General features: G+C 72.2%; 19 protein-coding genes, 1 tRNA gene and 1 pseudogene. 6 read left to right on the forward strand and 15 right to left on the reverse strand.

All coding sequences use genetic code 11. From position 1 onward, the window contains the following. Positions 1 to 12: 12 nt before the first annotated feature. On the reverse strand, positions 13 to 1,035 hold the full coding sequence (pdxA, locus tag JOD95_RS06160; RefSeq protein WP_209683924.1) for a 4-hydroxythreonine-4-phosphate dehydrogenase PdxA: 1,023 nt from the start codon (positions 1,033 to 1,035) through the stop codon (positions 13 to 15). After that, on the reverse strand, positions 1,032 to 2,333 hold the full coding sequence (locus tag JOD95_RS06165; RefSeq protein ID WP_209683925.1) for a four-carbon acid sugar kinase family protein: 1,302 nt from the start codon (positions 2,331 to 2,333) through the stop codon (positions 1,032 to 1,034). The genes pdxA and JOD95_RS06165 overlap by 4 nt, the downstream gene beginning before the upstream one ends. A gap of 164 nt (positions 2,334 to 2,497) precedes the next feature. On the opposite strand from JOD95_RS06165, the gene JOD95_RS06170 reads away from it, so the two are divergent. Continuing rightward, a complete protein-coding gene (locus JOD95_RS06170; RefSeq protein ID WP_307810390.1) occupies positions 2,498 to 3,469 on the forward strand; it encodes an aldo/keto reductase in 972 nt (323 codons plus the stop codon). Positions 3,470 to 3,557: 88 nt separating this feature from the next. Here the strand turns inward: JOD95_RS06170 and dapA are convergent, their stop codons facing one another. The 5 genes from dapA to JOD95_RS06195 form a co-directional block, all read right to left on the reverse strand. After that, a complete protein-coding gene (gene dapA / locus JOD95_RS06175; RefSeq protein ID WP_209683926.1) occupies positions 3,558 to 4,454 on the reverse strand; it encodes a 4-hydroxy-tetrahydrodipicolinate synthase in 897 nt (298 codons plus the stop codon). A 47-nt stretch (positions 4,455 to 4,501) separates the two neighbouring features. Continuing rightward, positions 4,502 to 4,858 carry a hypothetical protein gene (locus JOD95_RS06180; RefSeq protein WP_209683927.1) on the reverse strand — a complete coding sequence of 119 codons (357 nt, stop codon included), beginning with the start codon at positions 4,856 to 4,858 and terminating at the stop codon, positions 4,502 to 4,504. Positions 4,859 to 4,885: 27 nt separating this feature from the next. Then, on the reverse strand, positions 4,886 to 6,328 hold the full coding sequence (locus JOD95_RS06185) for an SLC13 family permease (protein WP_209683928.1): 1,443 nt from the start codon (positions 6,326 to 6,328) through the stop codon (positions 4,886 to 4,888). Further along, entirely contained in the window at positions 6,325 to 7,563 is a 1,239-nt protein-coding gene (locus JOD95_RS06190; RefSeq protein ID WP_209683929.1) for an exo-alpha-sialidase, read from the reverse strand. The genes JOD95_RS06185 and JOD95_RS06190 overlap by 4 nt, the downstream gene beginning before the upstream one ends. A 329-nt stretch (positions 7,564 to 7,892) precedes the next feature. Continuing rightward, positions 7,893 to 7,964 (reverse strand) — tRNA-Gln (locus tag JOD95_RS06195). A 94-nt stretch (positions 7,965 to 8,058) separates the two neighbouring features. Between JOD95_RS06195 and JOD95_RS06200 the strand changes: the two genes are divergently transcribed. The 3 genes from JOD95_RS06200 to JOD95_RS06210 all read left to right on the forward strand — a co-directional run bounded on the left by JOD95_RS06200 (position 8,059) and on the right by JOD95_RS06210 (position 9,516). Further along, a complete protein-coding gene (locus JOD95_RS06200) occupies positions 8,059 to 8,553 on the forward strand; it encodes a MarR family winged helix-turn-helix transcriptional regulator (protein ID WP_209683931.1) in 495 nt (164 codons plus the stop codon). Positions 8,554 to 8,635: 82 nt separating this feature from the next. Further along, positions 8,636 to 9,124: a VOC family protein gene (locus JOD95_RS06205; RefSeq protein WP_209683933.1), complete on the forward strand. Its 489-nt coding sequence runs from the start codon at positions 8,636 to 8,638 to the stop codon at positions 9,122 to 9,124. Positions 9,125 to 9,192: 68 nt separating this feature from the next. Then, a complete protein-coding gene (locus JOD95_RS06210; RefSeq protein ID WP_209683936.1) occupies positions 9,193 to 9,516 on the forward strand; it encodes a hypothetical protein in 324 nt (107 codons plus the stop codon). A gap of 60 nt (positions 9,517 to 9,576) precedes the next feature. Here JOD95_RS06210 and JOD95_RS06215 read toward each other — a convergent pair whose 3' ends face one another. The 8 genes and pseudogenes from JOD95_RS06215 to JOD95_RS16885 form a co-directional block, all read right to left on the reverse strand. Continuing rightward, the gene (locus JOD95_RS06215; RefSeq protein WP_374191724.1) at positions 9,577 to 10,899 is read right to left on the reverse strand and encodes an ABC-F family ATP-binding cassette domain-containing protein; all 1,323 of its coding nucleotides are present in this window, start codon (positions 10,897 to 10,899) and stop codon (positions 9,577 to 9,579) included. 56 nt (positions 10,900 to 10,955) lie between these two features. Next, a pseudogene (locus tag JOD95_RS17055) lies at positions 10,956 to 11,424 on the reverse strand (ATP-binding cassette domain-containing protein); the annotation flags it as partial. A 234-nt stretch (positions 11,425 to 11,658) separates the two neighbouring features. Further along, positions 11,659 to 12,057, reverse strand: coding sequence for a PLD nuclease N-terminal domain-containing protein (locus JOD95_RS06220; protein WP_209683939.1), 399 nt, complete (start codon positions 12,055 to 12,057; stop codon positions 11,659 to 11,661). A gap of 91 nt (positions 12,058 to 12,148) precedes the next feature. Beyond that, positions 12,149 to 12,778, reverse strand: a complete 630-nt coding sequence (locus JOD95_RS06225; protein WP_209683941.1) for a hypothetical protein — start codon at positions 12,776 to 12,778, stop codon at positions 12,149 to 12,151. A 33-nt stretch (positions 12,779 to 12,811) separates the two neighbouring features. Beyond that, positions 12,812 to 13,219, reverse strand: coding sequence for a molybdenum cofactor biosynthesis protein MoaE (locus tag JOD95_RS06230; RefSeq protein WP_209683943.1), 408 nt, complete (start codon positions 13,217 to 13,219; stop codon positions 12,812 to 12,814). A gap of 17 nt (positions 13,220 to 13,236) precedes the next feature. Beyond that, on the reverse strand, positions 13,237 to 13,749 hold the full coding sequence (locus tag JOD95_RS06235) for a molybdenum cofactor biosynthesis protein B (protein WP_066652261.1): 513 nt from the start codon (positions 13,747 to 13,749) through the stop codon (positions 13,237 to 13,239). Next, positions 13,746 to 14,246: a cyclic pyranopterin monophosphate synthase MoaC gene (gene moaC, locus JOD95_RS06240; protein ID WP_066652259.1), complete on the reverse strand. Its 501-nt coding sequence runs from the start codon at positions 14,244 to 14,246 to the stop codon at positions 13,746 to 13,748. Before moaC ends, JOD95_RS06235 begins: the two co-directional genes overlap by 4 nt. After that, positions 14,243 to 15,484 carry a molybdopterin molybdotransferase MoeA gene (locus tag JOD95_RS16885; protein ID WP_307810391.1) on the reverse strand — a complete coding sequence of 414 codons (1,242 nt, stop codon included), beginning with the start codon at positions 15,482 to 15,484 and terminating at the stop codon, positions 14,243 to 14,245. The genes moaC and JOD95_RS16885 overlap by 4 nt, the downstream gene beginning before the upstream one ends. 117 nt (positions 15,485 to 15,601) lie before the next feature. Between JOD95_RS16885 and JOD95_RS06250 the strand changes: the two genes are divergently transcribed. Continuing rightward, positions 15,602 to 16,462 carry an MTAP family purine nucleoside phosphorylase gene (locus tag JOD95_RS06250; protein ID WP_307810392.1) on the forward strand — a complete coding sequence of 287 codons (861 nt, stop codon included), beginning with the start codon at positions 15,602 to 15,604 and terminating at the stop codon, positions 16,460 to 16,462. Continuing rightward, positions 16,459 to 17,532 (forward strand): NAD-dependent epimerase/dehydratase family protein, encoded by a 1,074-nt coding sequence (locus tag JOD95_RS06255; protein ID WP_209683947.1) that lies wholly within the window; start codon positions 16,459 to 16,461, stop codon positions 17,530 to 17,532. Before JOD95_RS06250 ends, JOD95_RS06255 begins: the two co-directional genes overlap by 4 nt. Positions 17,533 to 17,686: the final 154 nt, after the last annotated feature.

A 17,686-nucleotide genomic window follows, 5' to 3' on the forward strand; every position in this document is an offset into this window, starting at 1 on the left:
ACTCAGGACCTGTCAGGCGCCCGAGGCCGGTCGCAGCGCGCCCGACGTCGGGGCGAGCTCGGCGGCCTGGCGGAGCGCCTCGATCATGCTAGCGACATCGGCCTTGCCCGAGCCCGCGATGTCGAACGCCGTCCCGTGGTCCACCGACGTGCGGATGACCGGCAGACCCACCGTGATGTTCACCCCGGCCTCGATCCCGAGCACCTTCACGGGGCCGTGCCCCTGGTCGTGGTACATCGCGACCACCAGGTCGTAGTCCCCGCGGCCGGCGAGGAAGAAGAGGGTGTCGGCCGGGAGCGGTCCGACGGCGTCGATGCCGTCGGCGCGCGCCGCTTCGACGCCCGGAGCGATCTTCTCGGCCTCCTCGCCGTACCCGAAGAGGCCGTTCTCGCCGGCGTGCGGGTTGATCGCCGCGACACCGATCTTCGGGTGCGGATTGCCCGACCGGACGAGGGCTTCGTTCCCGCGCCGGATGGTCCGCTCGACGAGTCCGGGTTCGATCTTCGCGACGGCGTCGATGAGACCGAGGTGGGTGGTCACGTGGACGACCTTCAGCTTGGCGGTCGAGAGCATCATCGAGACCTCGTCGACGCCCATGAGCTCGGCGAGGAGCTCGGTGTGCCCGGGGAAGACGTGGCCACCGGCGTGCAGCGCCTCCTTGTTGAGCGGAGCCGTGCAGATCGCCTGGACCTTCCCGGCCATCGCCGCTTCGCACGCGACACGGATGTACTGGAAGGCTGCATCGCCGGCGACCGGCGAGAGCTGCCCCCACGGCAGGTCCTCGGGCAGGAGTCCGAGGTCGACCACGTCGATGACGCCGTCCCGGTGCCCGGCGTCAGCGACGTCCTCGACGACGTTGAAGGTGACGTCGACGTTCCGGATGGCGGCGGCCTGGCGGAGACGACCGAGGTCGCCGATGACGACGGGGCGGCAGACGGCCAGGACGTCCGGCGACACGACGGCCTCGACGACGATCTCTGGGCCGACACCGGCCCCGTCACCCATCGTGACAGCGACGATCGGAGTTGCGTTCATCTGCGGTACTGCCTTTCGGTTCGTGCGGCCTGCGGCCGCTTCGACGCGGCCTGCGTCGCGGACGGGTCGTCGCGAGCGGACTGGAGGAACGTGGCCGCGTCGAGCAGGTTCGTGACGGTCCCGAAGCTGCCGGGTCGTGTGACGACGAGCCGGCCGTCGTCCGCGCGGGACACGACGCATCCGGGTTCGACGGCGCCCTCGGGCACGATGGTCGCGATGCCGAGGCGACTGAGCACGGAGCGGGCGGTCTCGCCACCGGTCAGCACCAGGGCGGACCGACCGCTGATGGTGGCGGCCACGATGCCGAGACCGTCGGCGAGCCGTCGGGCGAGGTGCGGGACCGGGTCGTTCCGGTCCTCGACGCAGATCGCCGCGCTCCCGCTGCGCAGGGCTGCGCGCGCTTCCTGGATCGCCGGGTGGTCGACGTCGTCGACCTCACGGCGGTCGACGGCGCGGAGCAGGACGTCACGGGGCACGGGCACGACGGGGACACCGTTCGCTGCGAGGGCCGCGAGCTGCCCGGTCGCCTCGGTGCTGGCCGTGCCCACGACGAGGAGGACGGGCTGGAGTCCCCCGGCGAGCGCCACCCGCTCCCGATCGTTCGTCACGACGGGGCCCGGGGGCTGCGCTCCGCGGAGGCGACCGACTGCCGCAGCGATCCCGCCGGACCCGACGATCGAGCAGTCCGCACCGTCGAGCGCCGCTGCGATCCGGTCGAGGTCGTGGTCCGAGGCGGCGTCGACGACGGGGACCTCGCCGGCGCCGATCGCTCGCTCGACCGCGTCGAGGACGGCCGCGCTCCCGGCGCGGACGACCGCGAGCGGGACGGACCGGGCTCGCGGTCCGACCGCGGCCAGTGGGCCGGGGACGACCCGGGCCTCCAGGCCGTGCAGCCCTGCATCCGCCACCGGGCGGCCGTGCACGAGGAGCTGACCGTGGACGACCGTCCTCCCGAGTGCCGGGAGCGCCGTGGCGACCACGACGCGTGCGCCGGCGTCGAGGAGCCCGTCGATGACGTCCCCCACGCCGCCGCGCAGCAGCGAGTCGGTCTTCACCAGCCGCACCGGCGCTCCGGCTGCGCGCATCCGTTGTGATGCCTGCGCGACGGCCGCACGACGCGCGGCCGGGTCGAGCGACCGCGTGTCGCAGTCCAGAACGACGTCGGACCGCGATCGAGCGACGTGCTCGAGCGCGGCGGGGAGCGTCAGGGCGACGGTGACCGACCCGGTGCCGAGGACCGCAGCGACCTCGGCGGCTCCGGACAGGTCGTCGGCGATCGCGGCGAGGCGGTTCGACATCGGACCCCTCCTCGGGCTCGGTGGACGGTCCCGTCGAAGCATCGACGGCGTGCACGAAACACGCTAGACGAACTGCGTGAAACACGCAATAGTGGGCGCGCACGGCTGCCCCTCGGCGACTCGACGACGAGTCGCTCCGACGGCGCCCGAACGAGAGGAACCCAGTGCGTGACACCGACATCCGAGGCCGGCGGCTCGCCCCCGCCGTTCTCGGCACCATGACCTTCGGCGACAGCGTCGACGAGCCCACGGCGGCCGAGATGGTCGACCGCTTCCTGGCATCCGGCGGGACCGGCATCGACACGGCCAACGGGTACGCCGGCGGCCGCAGCGAGGAGATCCTCGGCTCCGTGCTCGCCGGACGCCGCGACGGGGTCGTGCTCGCGACGAAGGTCGGCATCCCGAACCCGGACGCCGGAGGGGCCGCGCCGCTGTCCGCCGTGGCGGTCGAACGGTGCGTGCGCGCGAGCCTCCGACGGCTCCGGACGGACCACGTCGACGTCCTCTACCTGCACCAGCCCGACCGCTCGACCACGGCGGAGGAGACGCTGACCGCCGTCCGGGCGCTCGTCGAGGCGGGCGTGGTGCGCACGTGGGGTGTCTCGAACTTCGCGGCCTGGCAGATCGCGGAGCTGCGGCACACCGCCGCGCGACTCGGTCTCGACGCGCCCGTCCTCGGGCAGCAGGTCTACAGCGTGATCGCGACCCGCATCGACGACGAGTACGCCGAGTACGCCAGGAGCACCGGACTCGCGACGATCGTCTACAACCCGCTCGGCGGCGGGCTCCTGACCGGCAGGCACCGACCGGACGAGCACCCGACCGCGGGACGCTTCGGGTCCTCGCCGCTCGCCGGCATGTACCGCGACCGGTACTGGAACGACGAGGTCTTCGCCGCGGTCGGACAGCTCCGTGCGATCGCCGAGGGTGCGGGGATGCCGATGGCCGAGCTCGCGCTGCGCTGGACGATCGGCCGTGCCGTCGTGGACGCCGTCCTGATCGGTGGGTCGCGGCTCACGAACATCGAGGCGAACCTCACCGCGCTGGCCGCCGGTGCGCTGCCGGAGGACGTGCAGCGGGCTGTCGACGACGTGGCCGCTGCGCTCCGCGGACCGATGCCGGCCTACAACCGCTGACGCATAGATGGCGGCCCGACCACGTGACGGACAGGAGGCGCAGTGCCGGCTGGCACCGCGCCTCCCGTCGGTCCGGGGTCGCGCAGGCTCAGCCCAGTCCTGCCGCCTGATCGGCGCGCACCGTGTCCGCGATCTTCTCGAGCGCCGCCTCGCTCAGCAGGTTGAACGGCGCGCGGCACGGCCCCACGGGCTCGCCGGCGGCGTTGGTGGCCGCCTTGACGATCGTGTTCGGGTTGCCGAGCGCGAACAGGTTGCGCAGCGGGCGGATCGACGCCTGCGCCGCGCGGGCCCCCTCGAGGTCGCCCGCCGCCCACTTCCGGGTGATCTCGACCATGGTCCGCGGGTAGACGTTCGCGACGGCGGTGATGCCGCCCGCGCCGCCGGCCTGCAGCGTCGGCAGGACCAGCGAGTCGGTCCCCGCGAGCACCGCGAAGTGCTCGGGATCGGTCAGCTCGATCAGCTGCAGGATCGCGTCGAAGTTCCCCGACGAGTCCTTGACACCCGCGATGTTGTCGATCTCCGCGAGTCGGGCGACCGTCGCCGGCGTGATGGTGTTCCCGGTCCGCGCGGGGATGTTGTAGATGAGCACCGGGATGTCGACGGCTGCGGCGACCGCCGCGAAGTGGCGGTACAGCTCGTCCTGCGACGCCGCAGCGAAGTAGGGCGTGATCACCGACAGCACGTCGGCACCCGACGCCTGCATGCGCTGGGCGATGCGCACCGTCTCCTTCGTCCCGACGGCACCGGCGCCGCCGTAGACGGGGACGCGGCCACCGGTGGCGTCGACGACCGCCTCGAGCACGGCGAGCCGTTCGTCCTCGGTCTGCTGGAAGAACTCGCCGTTGGTACCGAGGCAGAAGACGCCGTCGGCGCCCGCCCGGACAGCGCGGTCAGTGTGCAGCCGCATCTGGTCGAGGTCGAGCGACTCGTCGTCGTGGAACGGGGTGACGAGCGCGTGGATGCTGCCGCTGATCGTGGTGGTCACTGCAGGTGCTCCTTGTCGGCTGGGGGGCCAGGCGGTCGGGTGGTGGGTCAGGGACGGGGTTGCTGCATCACGTGGACCGCGAAGCCGCCGTACTCCCCCGCCAGGTAGATGTTCTGCAGACGGCCGTCCTCGAAGTGTGCAGCCGTGTCCTGGTCGAAGCCGAAGCCCTTCGCGGTGAGTTCCTCGACCGCTGCCTCCAAGTCGTCGGTCGACATCCCGATGTGGCCGTGCGTACCCAGGTACTGGGATCGCACGCACTCGAAGAACGTGCCGGCGAACTCGGACTTCTTCCCCTGGCGGGGGTCGAGGTCGAACATGAGGCAGAAGAGGTTGCACAGTTCCTGCGCGGCTGCGGCGTCGGGGTTGTTGATGCCCACGTGGGCGAGCTCGAAGGTGGTCGTCACGACAGGTTCTCCGTCACGTCAGGTCCGTCACATCGGGAAGAGCAGGAGGGCGCCGGCCGTCAGCGCCAGCAGGCGGATGAAGTACATCGGGATGGTGAACTTCCAGAATTGCAGGAGCGAGTACTTCCCGACCCCCATGACCATCGCGGGAAGCCCGTCGATGGGGAGGAAGTGTCCGTTCCACCCGGAGATGACGATGGCGACGGCCGCAGCCGCGGGGTTGAGCCCCAGGCTGACGCAGGTCGCGATCGCCAGCGGTGCGAAGACGTACACCGTGCCGATCGTCGACCCCGTGAGGGTCGCGAGGACACTCGTCAGGACACAGAACGCGAACACCAGCAGGAAGGGGCTGACGTTGCCGCCGAGCAGTCCGGCGACGGACTCGCCGACGAGCTTCGTGAGCCCGGTCGCGCCGAGCGCCTCAGCGATGCCGATGACACCGGCGGACATGATGATGATCGGCTGGCTGATGGCGTCGCGGATCTCCGTGAAGTCCAGGACCTTCATCACCAGGAGGAGTGCCACGGAGAGGCCCGTGATCGCGTACCCCGCGTCCCCGATGTAGCTGTAGGAGATCATGCCGGCGATCGCCAGGACGAAGCAGGCGTACGTCGCCAGTTGCTTCCGACGGTCCAGCGTCGGCGCGGTGACCGTTGCGGTCGCGCTCGACGAGGCGATCGCGGTCGCGTTCGCCTCGGCGGCGTGGGGGCCGGGCGTGGCCGGGTCCGCTGCGGACGAAGCGGCACGTGTGCCCGGCGTGGACGCGTCGCCGATCGGGGTGCTGCCGGCACCGACCGTGGCCGGTTCCTTCGCCGCGCTCGTGCTCTCCGGGGCGGACTCGCCGTCGACGATGGGGTGGTCCGGCAGCAGACGGTAGGCGATGAGACACCAGACGAGGAACCCGAGACTGAGCACGAGGTTGACGATCGAGAACCGGACGAGGTCGATGTTCTCCCGGACCCCTGCTGCCTCGAGCACCGCGACGACGATGCCGTACTGCAGCGCCACGTTGAACGGCAGCATCGGGTGGTTCGCGGCGAACCCGGCGGGCATGAGGACCTTCGACGGCGGCAGCTTCTTGTTGTACGCGAGCGTCGACAGCAGGCCGATCACCAGCACGTAGTAAGCGGTCGACCCCGTGCCGAAGATGCTGCACCCCACCATGACGAACACGACGATGAGGACGTAGGCACGGAACCCGCCCTTCGTCCCGAGTCTCGTGATCATCCGCTTGAAGCCCGAGACGAGGTCGGTCTTCTGCAAGGCGGCGATCACCGCCATGAACGAGGCGAGCATGATGATGGTCGCGTTGGCGAAGCCGCTGAAGGCCACGTTGATCGGCACGACGCCGAACACCACCATCAGCAGGCAGGCGATCAACGGCGGGACGCCGAACGGCAGGCGGTCGATCATGATCAGCACGATCATGAAGACGGTGATCGCGAGTGCGAAGACCATGGGGAGGGTCATGCTCGCTGCTCCTTCGCAGGGAGGCCCGGACCGGCGGAGACGGACGGCGTCGACACGATCGCAGCGAGGACGTCAGCAGGCAGGTACACGTGCTTGATCGACTTTCGGTGCCAGGTGTAGGCGACGTGCAGTCCCCCGGCCGAGTCGGGGAGTACCGAGGGGTAGGACAGCTCCCGGTTGCGTGACTCGCGGCTGTTGTTCGAGAGGCAGTACCCGTCACCGTTCTCGATGTCGTAGGCGGTCGGCCAGGATCGCCCGTCGGGGCTCGAGACCACGAGCGTCATCGGCGCGCGCGGGGCACCCCAGAACGCACTGGGGCCGTCGGCGTCGAACGCGGGCTCAGCGACCCGCGGACCGCTGTCCGCTGCGAGGCCCGCGTCGTCGATCTCGTCGTACAGGGAGAAACGGCGGCTCGTCGCGTCGTCCTTGCTCGAGTGGTTCATCACCATCGCGATGCGGCCGTCGTCGAGGGAGCGCGCCTGGATCGACGAGTTGTTGTTCGGCAGGTCGAGCGGCCGGCACGGCTCCCAGGTCATCCCGCCGTCCGACGACGTCGACTCGTAGACGTGGTCAGCCCAGCGGGATCGGAAGCACGCCCAGAGCACGCCGTCATCGCGCGGCACGATGTTCATGTGCACGCACCCGGTCGACTCGGGCACGGCGACCTCGGACCAGGTCTCACCACCGTCGTCGGAGTACCAGACCGAGGCGGTGTCGTCGTTGCCGACCCACTTCTCGCCGGGCACCGTCCGGCAGTTGAACACCGGGAGCAGGATGCGACCGCTCTCGAGCACGACGGGTGCCTGGCGCACGAACACGCCGACCGGCGCATCGCGTCCGAGCAGCGGTGCCGGCTCTCCCCAGGTCTCGCCGCCGTCGCGGGAGACCCGTCGTCGTACCTCGGAGGTGTCCTGGTTCCCGGCGAGCTGCGCGGTGTACAGCAACCAGACGGTGCCGTCCGGCGCGGTGAAGAGGATCGGGTTCTGCTCGGAACGCGCACTGTCGAAGCTCAGCTGGACGGGCTCGAGCCAGCGCGCCGTCCCGGCGGGGAGGCGCGACAGGTGGATCGAGATGTCGGAAACACCCTCCTGCGTGCCGCCGAACCACACGCAGGCGAGGTCTCCCCCGGGCAGGAACGCGAGGTTGGCCGCGTGGCACTGGACCGTGGGAGTCGGGAGGAGCGCTTCTGCGCCCCCGTCGGACCGGGCTCGCAACAGCCCGTCGAAGTCACTCATGCGGGGGTCCTCCAGTCGACGTTGACGGTGGGCACCGGTGGATCGGTGCTGCGCGCTCATCCTGACAGACCTGCTCGAAGTGCGCAATGACCATGCGCGACATGCGCACGCTCGTGCCGTTGTATCGAGGCGCATGCGCCGTTGTCGCTCGAAGTACGCGATCGTCGCCACGCTCACGGGTCAGCACCGCCCCGTCGCGGCTGCGAGCCGCGAGGAGGTGGACCCGGCGCACCACAGGTCGTGGTCGGGGCTCTCGAGGAGGCGACGGGGCGCGTCGCGACACCCGTCGAGGAGGGAGGCTGCCCGGCGTCGACCGGACCGACGCCGCGCTCCGCCTCCAGGATTCGAACCCGGACCTAACGGCACCAAAGGCCGTCGTGCTGCCGTTACACCAAGGCGGAACACACCGGACGGGGTGGAGCCCATCCGGTGCCCGTCCATCCTCCCACGGCCCGGGCGCTGGCCGCGCGCGACCGGTTCGGCCAAGATGGAGGGATGCCGCAGCAGGACGAGGTCGACCGGATCGTCGCGGCGTGGGGTCGGGAGCGGGGCGACCTGGACTTCGGGCCGCTCGAGGTCCTGTCCCGCGTCGACCGTCTCGCCCGGCACCTCGACCGCGCACGACGGGCCGCGTTCGACGCGAGCGACGTCGAGCCGTGGGAGTTCGACGTGCTGTCGGCGCTGCGGCGTGCAGGCGAACCGTACGAGCTCAGCCCGAAGGCGCTGCTGCAGCAGACCCTGGTGTCGAGCGGGACGATGACGAACCGGGTCGACCGGCTCGCGGCACGAGGGCTCGTGAACCGGCGGACGGACCCGCGGGACGGTCGGGGCATCCTCGTGTCCCTCACGGCGAGCGGTCGCGCGGCCGTGGACGCCGCGATCGCGGACCTGCTCCAGGCCGAGCGCGCGATCCTGTCCGGGGTGTCCGAGGACGAGCAGGCGCGGCTGTCCGGGCTGCTCCGACGACTCATCCTCGGGCTCGGCGACTGACGACCGAACGGCTCGACGGGGTCAGCTGGCTCAGCGAGGTCGGCCCGGTCGAGTGGATCGGCCGGGGCGTAGCCTGCCCGGCATGCACGCCATCACCCTCGCCGTGGCCGACGTCGGACGATCCGCAGCCTTCTACCGCGCACTGCTCGGCATCGACGGCAGCGGGATCATCGGCACCGAGTACCCCGCGACCGAGACCGCGGCGGGCGGCACCACCGCGATGTTCACCCTCGACGACGGGTTGATCGTCAGTGTCTACGGGCGCGAGGACATGCGGAAGGACTCCGGCGTCGCACTCGCCGAGGCACCGAGCACCACCATCGGGCACTTCGAGCCGTCGCAGGAGGCCGCACAGGCGTTCCTCGACCGTGCGGCAGCCGCCGGAGCGACGATGCTCGCGGCGCCGTACACGCGCCCGTGGGGAATGTGGTCCGGCTTCTTCCAGGACCCGGACGGCCACCTCTGGGAGGTCGTGGCGAACCCCGGTGGCGGTGACCCGGCCGGAGCCGACCCCGAGCAGGACAGCGTCGACCCGGAGTCGACGACAGCGACGCAGCCGCCTGGTTCCTGACGGCGTTCGCCAACGACACCGCCCACGACGTGCATGTCCGCACGGTCCGGGTCGACACCGTGCAGGGCGTGCGGCTCGAACACCTCGCGCTCGCGCCGCACCCGACCGCCGACGCTGCCGGGCTCACCGTCACCGAGGACGCCGCGCGCCCGTCGGAGTACGGCCGGACGGTACCGGTCGACAGCGGGGTCGTCGTCCCGCCGCACGGGCACCTCGACGTCGTCGGTCGGACCGTGCTCGACCCGGACCAGCGCGCCGGGTTCGTCCGCGCCGTCGTCGTCACCGAGCAGGACCGGCTCGGCCGACTGCGCACGGTCACGGATCCGTCCGCGTACGGCGTGAGCCGGGGCGAGGACCTCGAGCCGACCGAACTCGGCTGCGAGGGCCCCTGACCCGGGTCGTCCGGCAACGCTGCGTCGGTCGAGCAACGGGTCTCGGACCCGCGGCCCCCGCTACACCCCGAGCTGCTCGGCCACCTCGAGCCAGCGCTCCTCGAGCTGCTCGACCTCGGCGTCGAGGGCGCCGAGCTTCGTCTGCAGCGCCCCGAGCCCCGCGTAGTCCGACTGGTCGTGCGCGGCGAACGCGTCGAGCAGCTTCTGCCGGTCCTGCCCCGCCTTCGCGATCTTCCGGTCGAGGGCCGACATCTCCTTCTCCGCGACGCGACGGTCCGCACCCGACAGGCCGGGCGCGGCAGGGGTGGTGGACCCGGCCGCGGCACCGCCGGAGCCGCCTGCCGGAGCCGTGTCGGGCCTCCCGGCCGAGGCGGCGGCAGCCGCAGCAGCCGTCTGCGGGACGGAGCCGGACGCGCGCAACCGCATGTACTCGTCGACGCCGCCGGGGAGGTGACGGAGGTGCCCGCCGAGGACCGCGTACTGCTGGTCGGTGACCCGCTCGAGCAGGTACCGGTCGTGCGACACGACGAGCAGGGTGCCCGGCCAGGTGTCGAGCAGGTCCTCCATCGCGGCGAGCATGTCGGTGTCGAGGTCGTTCGTGGGCTCGTCGAGGATCAGCACGTTCGGCTCGTCGAGCAGGATGAGCATGAGCTGCAGGCGGCGCTTCTGCCCGCCGGAGAGGTCCTTGACCGGCGTGGACAGCTGCTCCGAGGTGAAGCCGAGCCGCTCGAGCAGCTGCGACGGCGTCATCTCCTTGCCGTCTGCGATGTAACTCGTCTTCTTGCGGGCGACGACCTCGCGGACACGGTCGTCCGCGAACTGCTGCAGGTCGGCGAGCTGCTGGTCGAGCACCGCGACCTGCACGGTCTTGCCGGTCTTCACGCGGCCGGCGGTCGGCTGCAGCTTGCCGGACACCAGGTTGAGGAGCGTGGACTTGCCCGCACCGTTCGGTCCGAGGATGCCGGTCCGCTCCCCCGGTGCGATCCGCCACTCGACGTCATGCAGGATCACGTCGTCGCCGAACGAGACACCGATGTCGAGCAGGTCGACGACGTCCTTGCCCAGCCGGGCGGTCGCCATCTGCGACAGGCCGACGGTGTCACGGATCGGCGGCACGTCGTCGATCAAGGCGTTCGCCGCGTCGATGCGGAACTTCGGCTTGCTGGTCCGCGCGGGGGCACCGCGGCGGAGCCAGGCGAGCTCCTTGCGGGCCAGGTTCTGCCGCCGCTGCTCGCTCGCGGCGGCCTGCCGGTCACGCTCGACGCGCTGCAGGATGTACGCCGCGTAGCCGCCCTCGAACGGCTCGACGACACCGTCGTGGACCTCCCACGTGTCGGTCGACACCGCGTCGAGGAACCACCGGTCGTGCGTCACGACGACCATGCCGCCCTGGTTCGACGACCACCGGCGGTTGATGTGGTCGGCGAGCCACTGGATGCCCTCGACGTCGAGGTGGTTCGTCGGCTCGTCGAGGAACAGCACGTCCCAGTCACCCACGAGCAGCTTCGCGAGCGCGATCCGTCGTCGCTGCCCACCGGACAGGTCGTCGACCGTGGCCTCCCACGGGATGTCGGACACGAGGCCGCCGATGATGTCGCGGATCTTCGGGTCTCCGGCCCACTCGTGTTCCTCGAGCTCGCCGACCACGATGCTGCCGACGGTCGCCCCCGCAGGCAGGACGTCGCGCTGGTCGAGGTACCCGACGGTCAGGCCGCGCCGATGGGTGACGCGGCCGGCGTCCGGCTCGAGGCGCTGCGCGAGCAGGGCGAGCAGGGTCGACTTGCCGTCACCGTTGCGGCCGACGACGCCGATGCGGTCGCCCTCGTCGAGGCCGAGGGTGACGCTGTCGAAGACGACACGGGTGGGGAACTCGAGATGCACGTTCTCGGCGCCGAGGAGATGAGCCACCCGTCAAGGGTAGGCGGCGCGGCGGGGTGCGGGTGCCGCGGGGCGCGGGTGCCGCGGGGCGCGGGTGCCGCGGGGTGCGGGTGCTGCGGGGTGGCGTTGAGTGCTCCCGCACAACCGTAAGCACGTCGCGCCACGAAATTCCGCGGCGCGACGTGCTTTGGGTTGTGCTGCGGCGAGCGGGGTGGCGGCTGCGGCGAGCGAGCGGGGCAGCGGCTGCCGGCCTGGAGGCGCGGCTCAGCTCCCCGGGGTCGGCTCGCCCTCGCCCGCGGCCTCCTTGGCACGCCGGAGGCGCGCCTGCGCCTCCCAGTACTCGATCTCGCGTTCGAGCTCGGCGAGCTCCTGCTCGGTGCCGTTCACGCGCTTGTCGCCGTGGGCGGCGCGGGCGTGACCGATGCTGGCGTACCGGTCCTCGTGACGGTTCGGCTCGAGGTAGCGGCCGTGGTTCCGGTCGTTCGCGCTCCAGTCGTGCCCGACGGCGAACCACACGATGCTGCCGACCACGGGCACGAAGATGCAGATCAGGACCCAGGCGAACTTCGGGAGTCCGCGGACCTGGTCCTCGCCCCGGGTGACGATGTCGATCAGGGCGAAGACGAGCAGCACGATCCCCGCGCCGTACAGCAGAACGCTCATGGCTCCGGATTCTATGGATCCGCCGAGTGCGGGACCATGCCCTGAACGGGTGCCGGGATCACGATCCTGCGTCGGTCTCCTGCGGTGCCGCTCAGGTCGTCGGCCTCGGGGCCTCGATCGCGGGGGTGCGGTCGGCGAGCCAGCGTCGAGCAGCGACGGCGTCACGGGCCGACACGACACTCGACCCAGTGGCGAGCAGGCCGGTGGCGACGTACATCGGCCACAGCTCGCTTCCCGTCGCGGTTGCCGCCACGCTGCTCACCGCGAACAGACACAGCACGACGAGTTCCTGTCCGGCTGCCGCCTGGGCGGCGGCCGCGTCCACGACCCGCCGTCGGTCCTCCGGCACCGGTCGACTCCCGTGGAAGGCCTGGCGGACGGCGTGCCGCTCGCGGGTCTGCAGCAGTGCGACCACGGGAGCCGGGGGCACACCGCGGCGGCGGCGGACGACGATCGCTGCGACGACCTGCACCACCGTGCCGGCCAGGGCAGCGGCAATGACGACCGTGGTGGTGACCGTCCTGCCGGGCGCACCGGACGGGAGCACGAGCGCGAGGACGACCAGCGCGACCGCCACGGCGGCCGAACCGACGAGCACCCACACGACGGGAGCCGCCGTACGCCGACGCGCCGACGGATCGGCCGCGGCGAGGACGACCTGTGCGCGCTCGTCCGCCAGGGCCCACCGATGCGCGGCAGCGGTCAGTTCGTCCGTGATCATCGCCCCGAGCCCATCACCAGGAGCCCGGTCCCGTCACAGCGCGGCGACCCACTCGTCCGTGCCGTCCGTGAACTCCTGGCGCTTCCAGATCGGCGTCCGCTCCTTCACCAGGTCGACGAGCGCGGCGCAGGCTGCGAAGGCCTCGGCACGGTGCGGCGACGCCACTGCTGCGGCGAGCGCCACGTCCCCGATGCCGAGCGCGCCGACGCGGTGCAGCACGGCGATGCGGACCTCGGGGTGGTCGACGGCGATCGTCCGGGCGACCTCGGCGATGACGTCTCCCGCGCTCGGGTGCCGTTCGTAGTCGAGTGCCGTGACGCCCTTGCCCTCGTCGTGGTCGCGGACGACCCCGGCGAAGGTCACGACGGCGCCGTCGCGGTCGGTCGTGACGGCAGCGGAGACCTCGTCCACCGTGATCACCCGGTCCACGACGTCGGCCACGACGACACGGTCGCCGCTCACGACGCGCTCCGGGGTGCGTGGCCCTCGCCGTGCAGCTGGGCCAGCACGTGGTCGAGCACCCCGTCCAGCACCGCGAGCCCGTCGGCGACGCCCCCGCGCGACCCGGGCAGGGTCACGACGACGGTGCGGCCACCGGCGATGCCCGCGACCCCGCGGGTCAGCAGCGCGGTCGGACCGGCACCGGCGAGTCCGCGCCGGCGGATCTCCTCGGTGATGCCCGGCAGCTCGAGGTCGATCAGGGGTGCGACGGCCTCGGGCGTGCGGTCGGTCGGGGTCACGCCCGTACCGCCCGTGGTGACGACGACCTTCGCGTCCGCGAGGAGCTCGGCGGACACCGTCTCGGCGATCGGGCCGCCGTCGGGCACGATCGTCGGCTCGGCGACGGCGAAGCCGCGCTCGCGCAGCCACGCGGCGATGACGGGTCCGGTGCGGTCGAGCGCGGGGTCGGTCGAGGCCTGCGTGGAGACCACGACGACGCCCGCGCGGCCCCTGGTCGGTTCGGGGTTCATCGGTTGCTCCAGTCGCCCGAGCGTCCGCCGTGCTTCTCGAGCACCCGGACGTCCGTGATCACGGCCGTGCGGTCGACGGCCTTCACCATGTCGTACACGGTCAGTGCCGCGACGCTCGCGCCGGTCAGGGCCTCCATCTCGACACCGGTGCGGGAGGTCGTGCGCACGGAGACCTCGATCCGCACGCGGTCGCCGTCGCCGGTGATGTCCACCTCGACCCCGGCGATGGGCAGCGGGTGGCAGAGCGGCACCAGGTCCGACGTCTTCTTGACGGCCATGATCGCCGCGATCCGGGCGGTGCCGATCACCTCTCCCTTGGGCAGCGACCCGTCGAGGATCCGCTCGACGACGTCGGTGCGGGTCACCAGCGTGGCCGTGGCCGTGGCCGAGCGGGCAGTGACGTCCTTGTCGGACACGTCGACCATGTGCGCGGTGCCGTCGGCGCGGACGTGGGAGAGCTCGGCGTCGCGCACGCCGTTCGGGTGGTCGTCGGTCATCGGAGGCTCCAGACGGTCAGCGGGTCCCCCGGTTCGACGGAGTCGGTGCCGAGGGGGACGTGGACGAGGTGGGTGGCAGCGGCGAGGTGCCCGAGCAGGTGCGAGCTCGGCCCGCCCACGAAGTGCACACGCCCGTCGGCGACCCGGCCGCGGCGGACCTGGTGCTTGCCGACGGGTGAGCTCGCCGACTCGGCGGCCGGCAGCTCGGCGGTCGGGCGGTCCGGTGCACCGACGAGGGCCGCGAGCGCCGGCCGCAGGATCACCTCGAACGACACGAGGGCGGACACGGGGTTGCCCGGGAACGCCACGACCGGCACTCGTCGACCGGCGAGGTCGACGAGTCCGAGGGCCTGGGGTCCGCCGGGCTGCATCGCGACCGGGGTCACGGCGAGTCCGCGCGGCTCGAGCACCTGACGCACGACCTCGTACGCCCCCGCACTGATCCCACCGGTGGTCAGGACGACGTCGGCCCAGTCACCGACGGCCGACTCGAGCCCCGGCAGGAAGGCGTCCGGGGCGTCGCTGAGCCGGACGCCACGGGCGATCGCACCGACCTCGGCCAGGGCCGCACGGAGCGCGACACCGTTCGCGTCGCGGATCACCGCGCCCGCTCCGTCCAGCCCGTCAGGCGCGGCGTCACCGGCGAGTTCGCTGCCGGTGGACACGACGAGCACGTGGACCGGGCGGACCACGGACACCTCGCCGACACCCGCCGAGGCCAGGGCCCCCAGGAGCGCCGGAGTCACCGGGGACCCGGCCGGGGCGAGCTCGGCGCCGACGGCGACGTCGCTGCCGACCCGGCGGACGAACGTCCCGGTGGTCGTCCCGGCGGGCACGGTCAGCACGTCGAGCCCCAGCGCCGCGGGGAACGCCCCCGGCGGTGTCGCCTCCACCGGCACGACGGCGTCCGCGCCCTCGGGGATCCGCGCCCCGGTCATGATCGGCGCAGCGGTGCCCGGGCCGAGCGGTGCCGGCACGGCCCCGGCGGGGATCGGGTCGACCACGCGGACGTCGTTGCCGGCATCGGTCGACCGGACGGCGAACCCGTCCATCTGGCTGTTGTCGAACACCGGCAGCGGGACCGGCGCGGAGACGGCCCGGGTGAGCACCCGGTACCCACGGCCGGCACCGGCGCCGTCCGCCAGCGCGTCGAGCGGCAGGGTCTCCTCCGCCCGCGCAGCGAGCACGGGCGCGAGGAGCGCGGCGACCTCGTCGCGGTGCTGACCGATCGTGCGCACGGATGCCTCCGAACCTCGTGGGGACGCCCCGTTCCCGGTCGATGCCGGAGGGGCGTCAGTAGCGTATCCAGGGCGCACCACGCGCCGAGGACATCCGGAGGACCTGTGGAGGACCACGTGACCACGACCGAACCTGTGGACGGAACGACGGCTCGCATCGGGGTGATCGGGGGCTCCGGCCTCTACCGCCTCTTCGAGGAGGGCACCGCCGACGAGATCACCCTGGACACGCCCTACGGCCCGACGTCGAGTCCGATCACGGTCGGCACGATGGCCGGCAAGCGCGTCGCGTTCCTCACCCGCCACGGTCGCGAGCACTCGGTCGCCCCGCACCTGATCAACCACCGCGCGAACGTCTGGGCCCTCCGGTCCCTCGGCGTGCGTGCGATCGTCTCGTCGAGCGCGGTCGGTGGCCTGCACCCGGACTACGCCCCCGGCACCTTCGTCGTGACCGACCAGCTGATCGACCGCACCTGGGGCCGGAAGGACACGTTCTTCGAGGACCAGGTGCAGCACCTGTCCTTCGCCGACCCCTTCGACCCGGTGCTCCGCCGCGCCGCGATCGACGCCGTCGCCGCGCTCGACGTGCCCTTCCGGCCGACGGGCACGTGCGTCGTCATCCAGGGCCCGCGCTTCTCGACCCGCGCGGAGTCGACCTGGATGCGCGAGGCCGGCGGCCACACGATCAACATGACGATGACGCCCGAGGTGCCGCTCGCTGCCGAGCTCGGCATCGGCACGGTCAACCTGTCCTTCGTGACCGACGCGGACGCCGGCCTGGCCCCCACCGAGGACGAGGCGGCACGGTCCACCGACGCCCCGGTCACCCACGGCGCCGTCATGGAGCGCCTGGCCCGCGCGAACGAGGTCATCGTCCGCGCCATCGGCGGCGTCGTCGCCGCGTTGCCCGACGACTACACCCCGCGCGAGCTCGTCCCCGCTGCCGCCAGCGCCAGTGTCCTCGGGGCGACGGCGTGAGCCGCCTGCTCGTCACCGGCGGCGCGGGCTTCATCGGGTCCGCGATCGTCCGTCGCGCCCTCGCCGAGGGGCACGAGGTCCGCGTGCTCGACTCCCTGCGTGACGACGTGCACGGCGACCCGGCCGAGGTCGTCCGCGCCCACGAGCAGCAGGGCCTGTCGTTCGTGCACGGTGACGTCCGTGACCGTGTCGCCCTCGAGGCGGCGCTCGACGGCGTCGACGTCGTCTGCCACCAGGCGGCCAAGGTCGGCCTCGGCGTCGACTTCCAGGACGCCCCGGACTACGTGTCGTCCAACGACGCCGGGACCGCGCACGTGCTCGCCGGCATGGACCGGCACGGCATCGGCCGCCTGGTCGTCGCGAGCTCGATGGTGGTCTACGGCGAGGGCGCGTACGAGACCGCCGACGGTCAACCGATGCGGCCGCCGGCACGACGACGCGAGGACCTCGACGCCGGACGCTTCGACCCGATCGGGCCCGACGGTCGCGCGCTCGTGCCCGGGCTGATCGACGAGTCGGCCGCCCTGGACCCCCGCAACGTCTACGCGCAGACGAAGGTCGCGCAGGAGCACCTGGCCTCGTCGTGGGCCCGCGCGACCGGCGGTACCGCGATCGCCCTGCGCTACCACAACGTCTACGGGCCGGGCATGCCGTCGAACACCCCGTACGCCGGCGTCGCGTCGCTCTTCCGCTCGGCCCTGGCCCGCGGCGAGGCACCCCGCGTCTTCGAGGACGGCCGCCAGCGTCGCGACTTCGTGCACGTGGACGACGTCGCGGGTGCCAACGCCGCGTCGATCGCCGCGACCGCGGAGCTGCCCGCCGAGACCTTCCGTGCGTACAACGTGGGCTCGGGCGTCGTGCACACCATCGGTGACATGGCCGCGGCCATCGCCGGGCCGGACGGCCCGCAGCCGGTCGTCACCGGGGAGTACCGACTCGGAGACGTCCGGCACGTCACGGCGTCGTCCGAGCGGATCCGTTCGGAGCTCGGCTGGCACGCGCAGGTCGACTTCGAGCAGGGCATGCGTGACTTCGCGACCGCACCGCTCCGCGCCGCCGTGCAGCGGTGACGCAGCGTCCAGCGGACGACGACGCCTGAGACTCGTCTCAGCGGACACGGCTCGCGCCTCGGGGCGCGAGCCGTGTCCGCCCAGGCGAGTCTCGCGTCCGCCACCGCACCAGCGCGGGACGCCACCGCACCAGCGCGAGACGCCACCGCACCAG

It is taken from the genome of Curtobacterium sp. 1310, from assembly GCF_017834105.1.
Taxonomy (GTDB): domain Bacteria; phylum Actinomycetota; class Actinomycetes; order Actinomycetales; family Microbacteriaceae; genus Curtobacterium.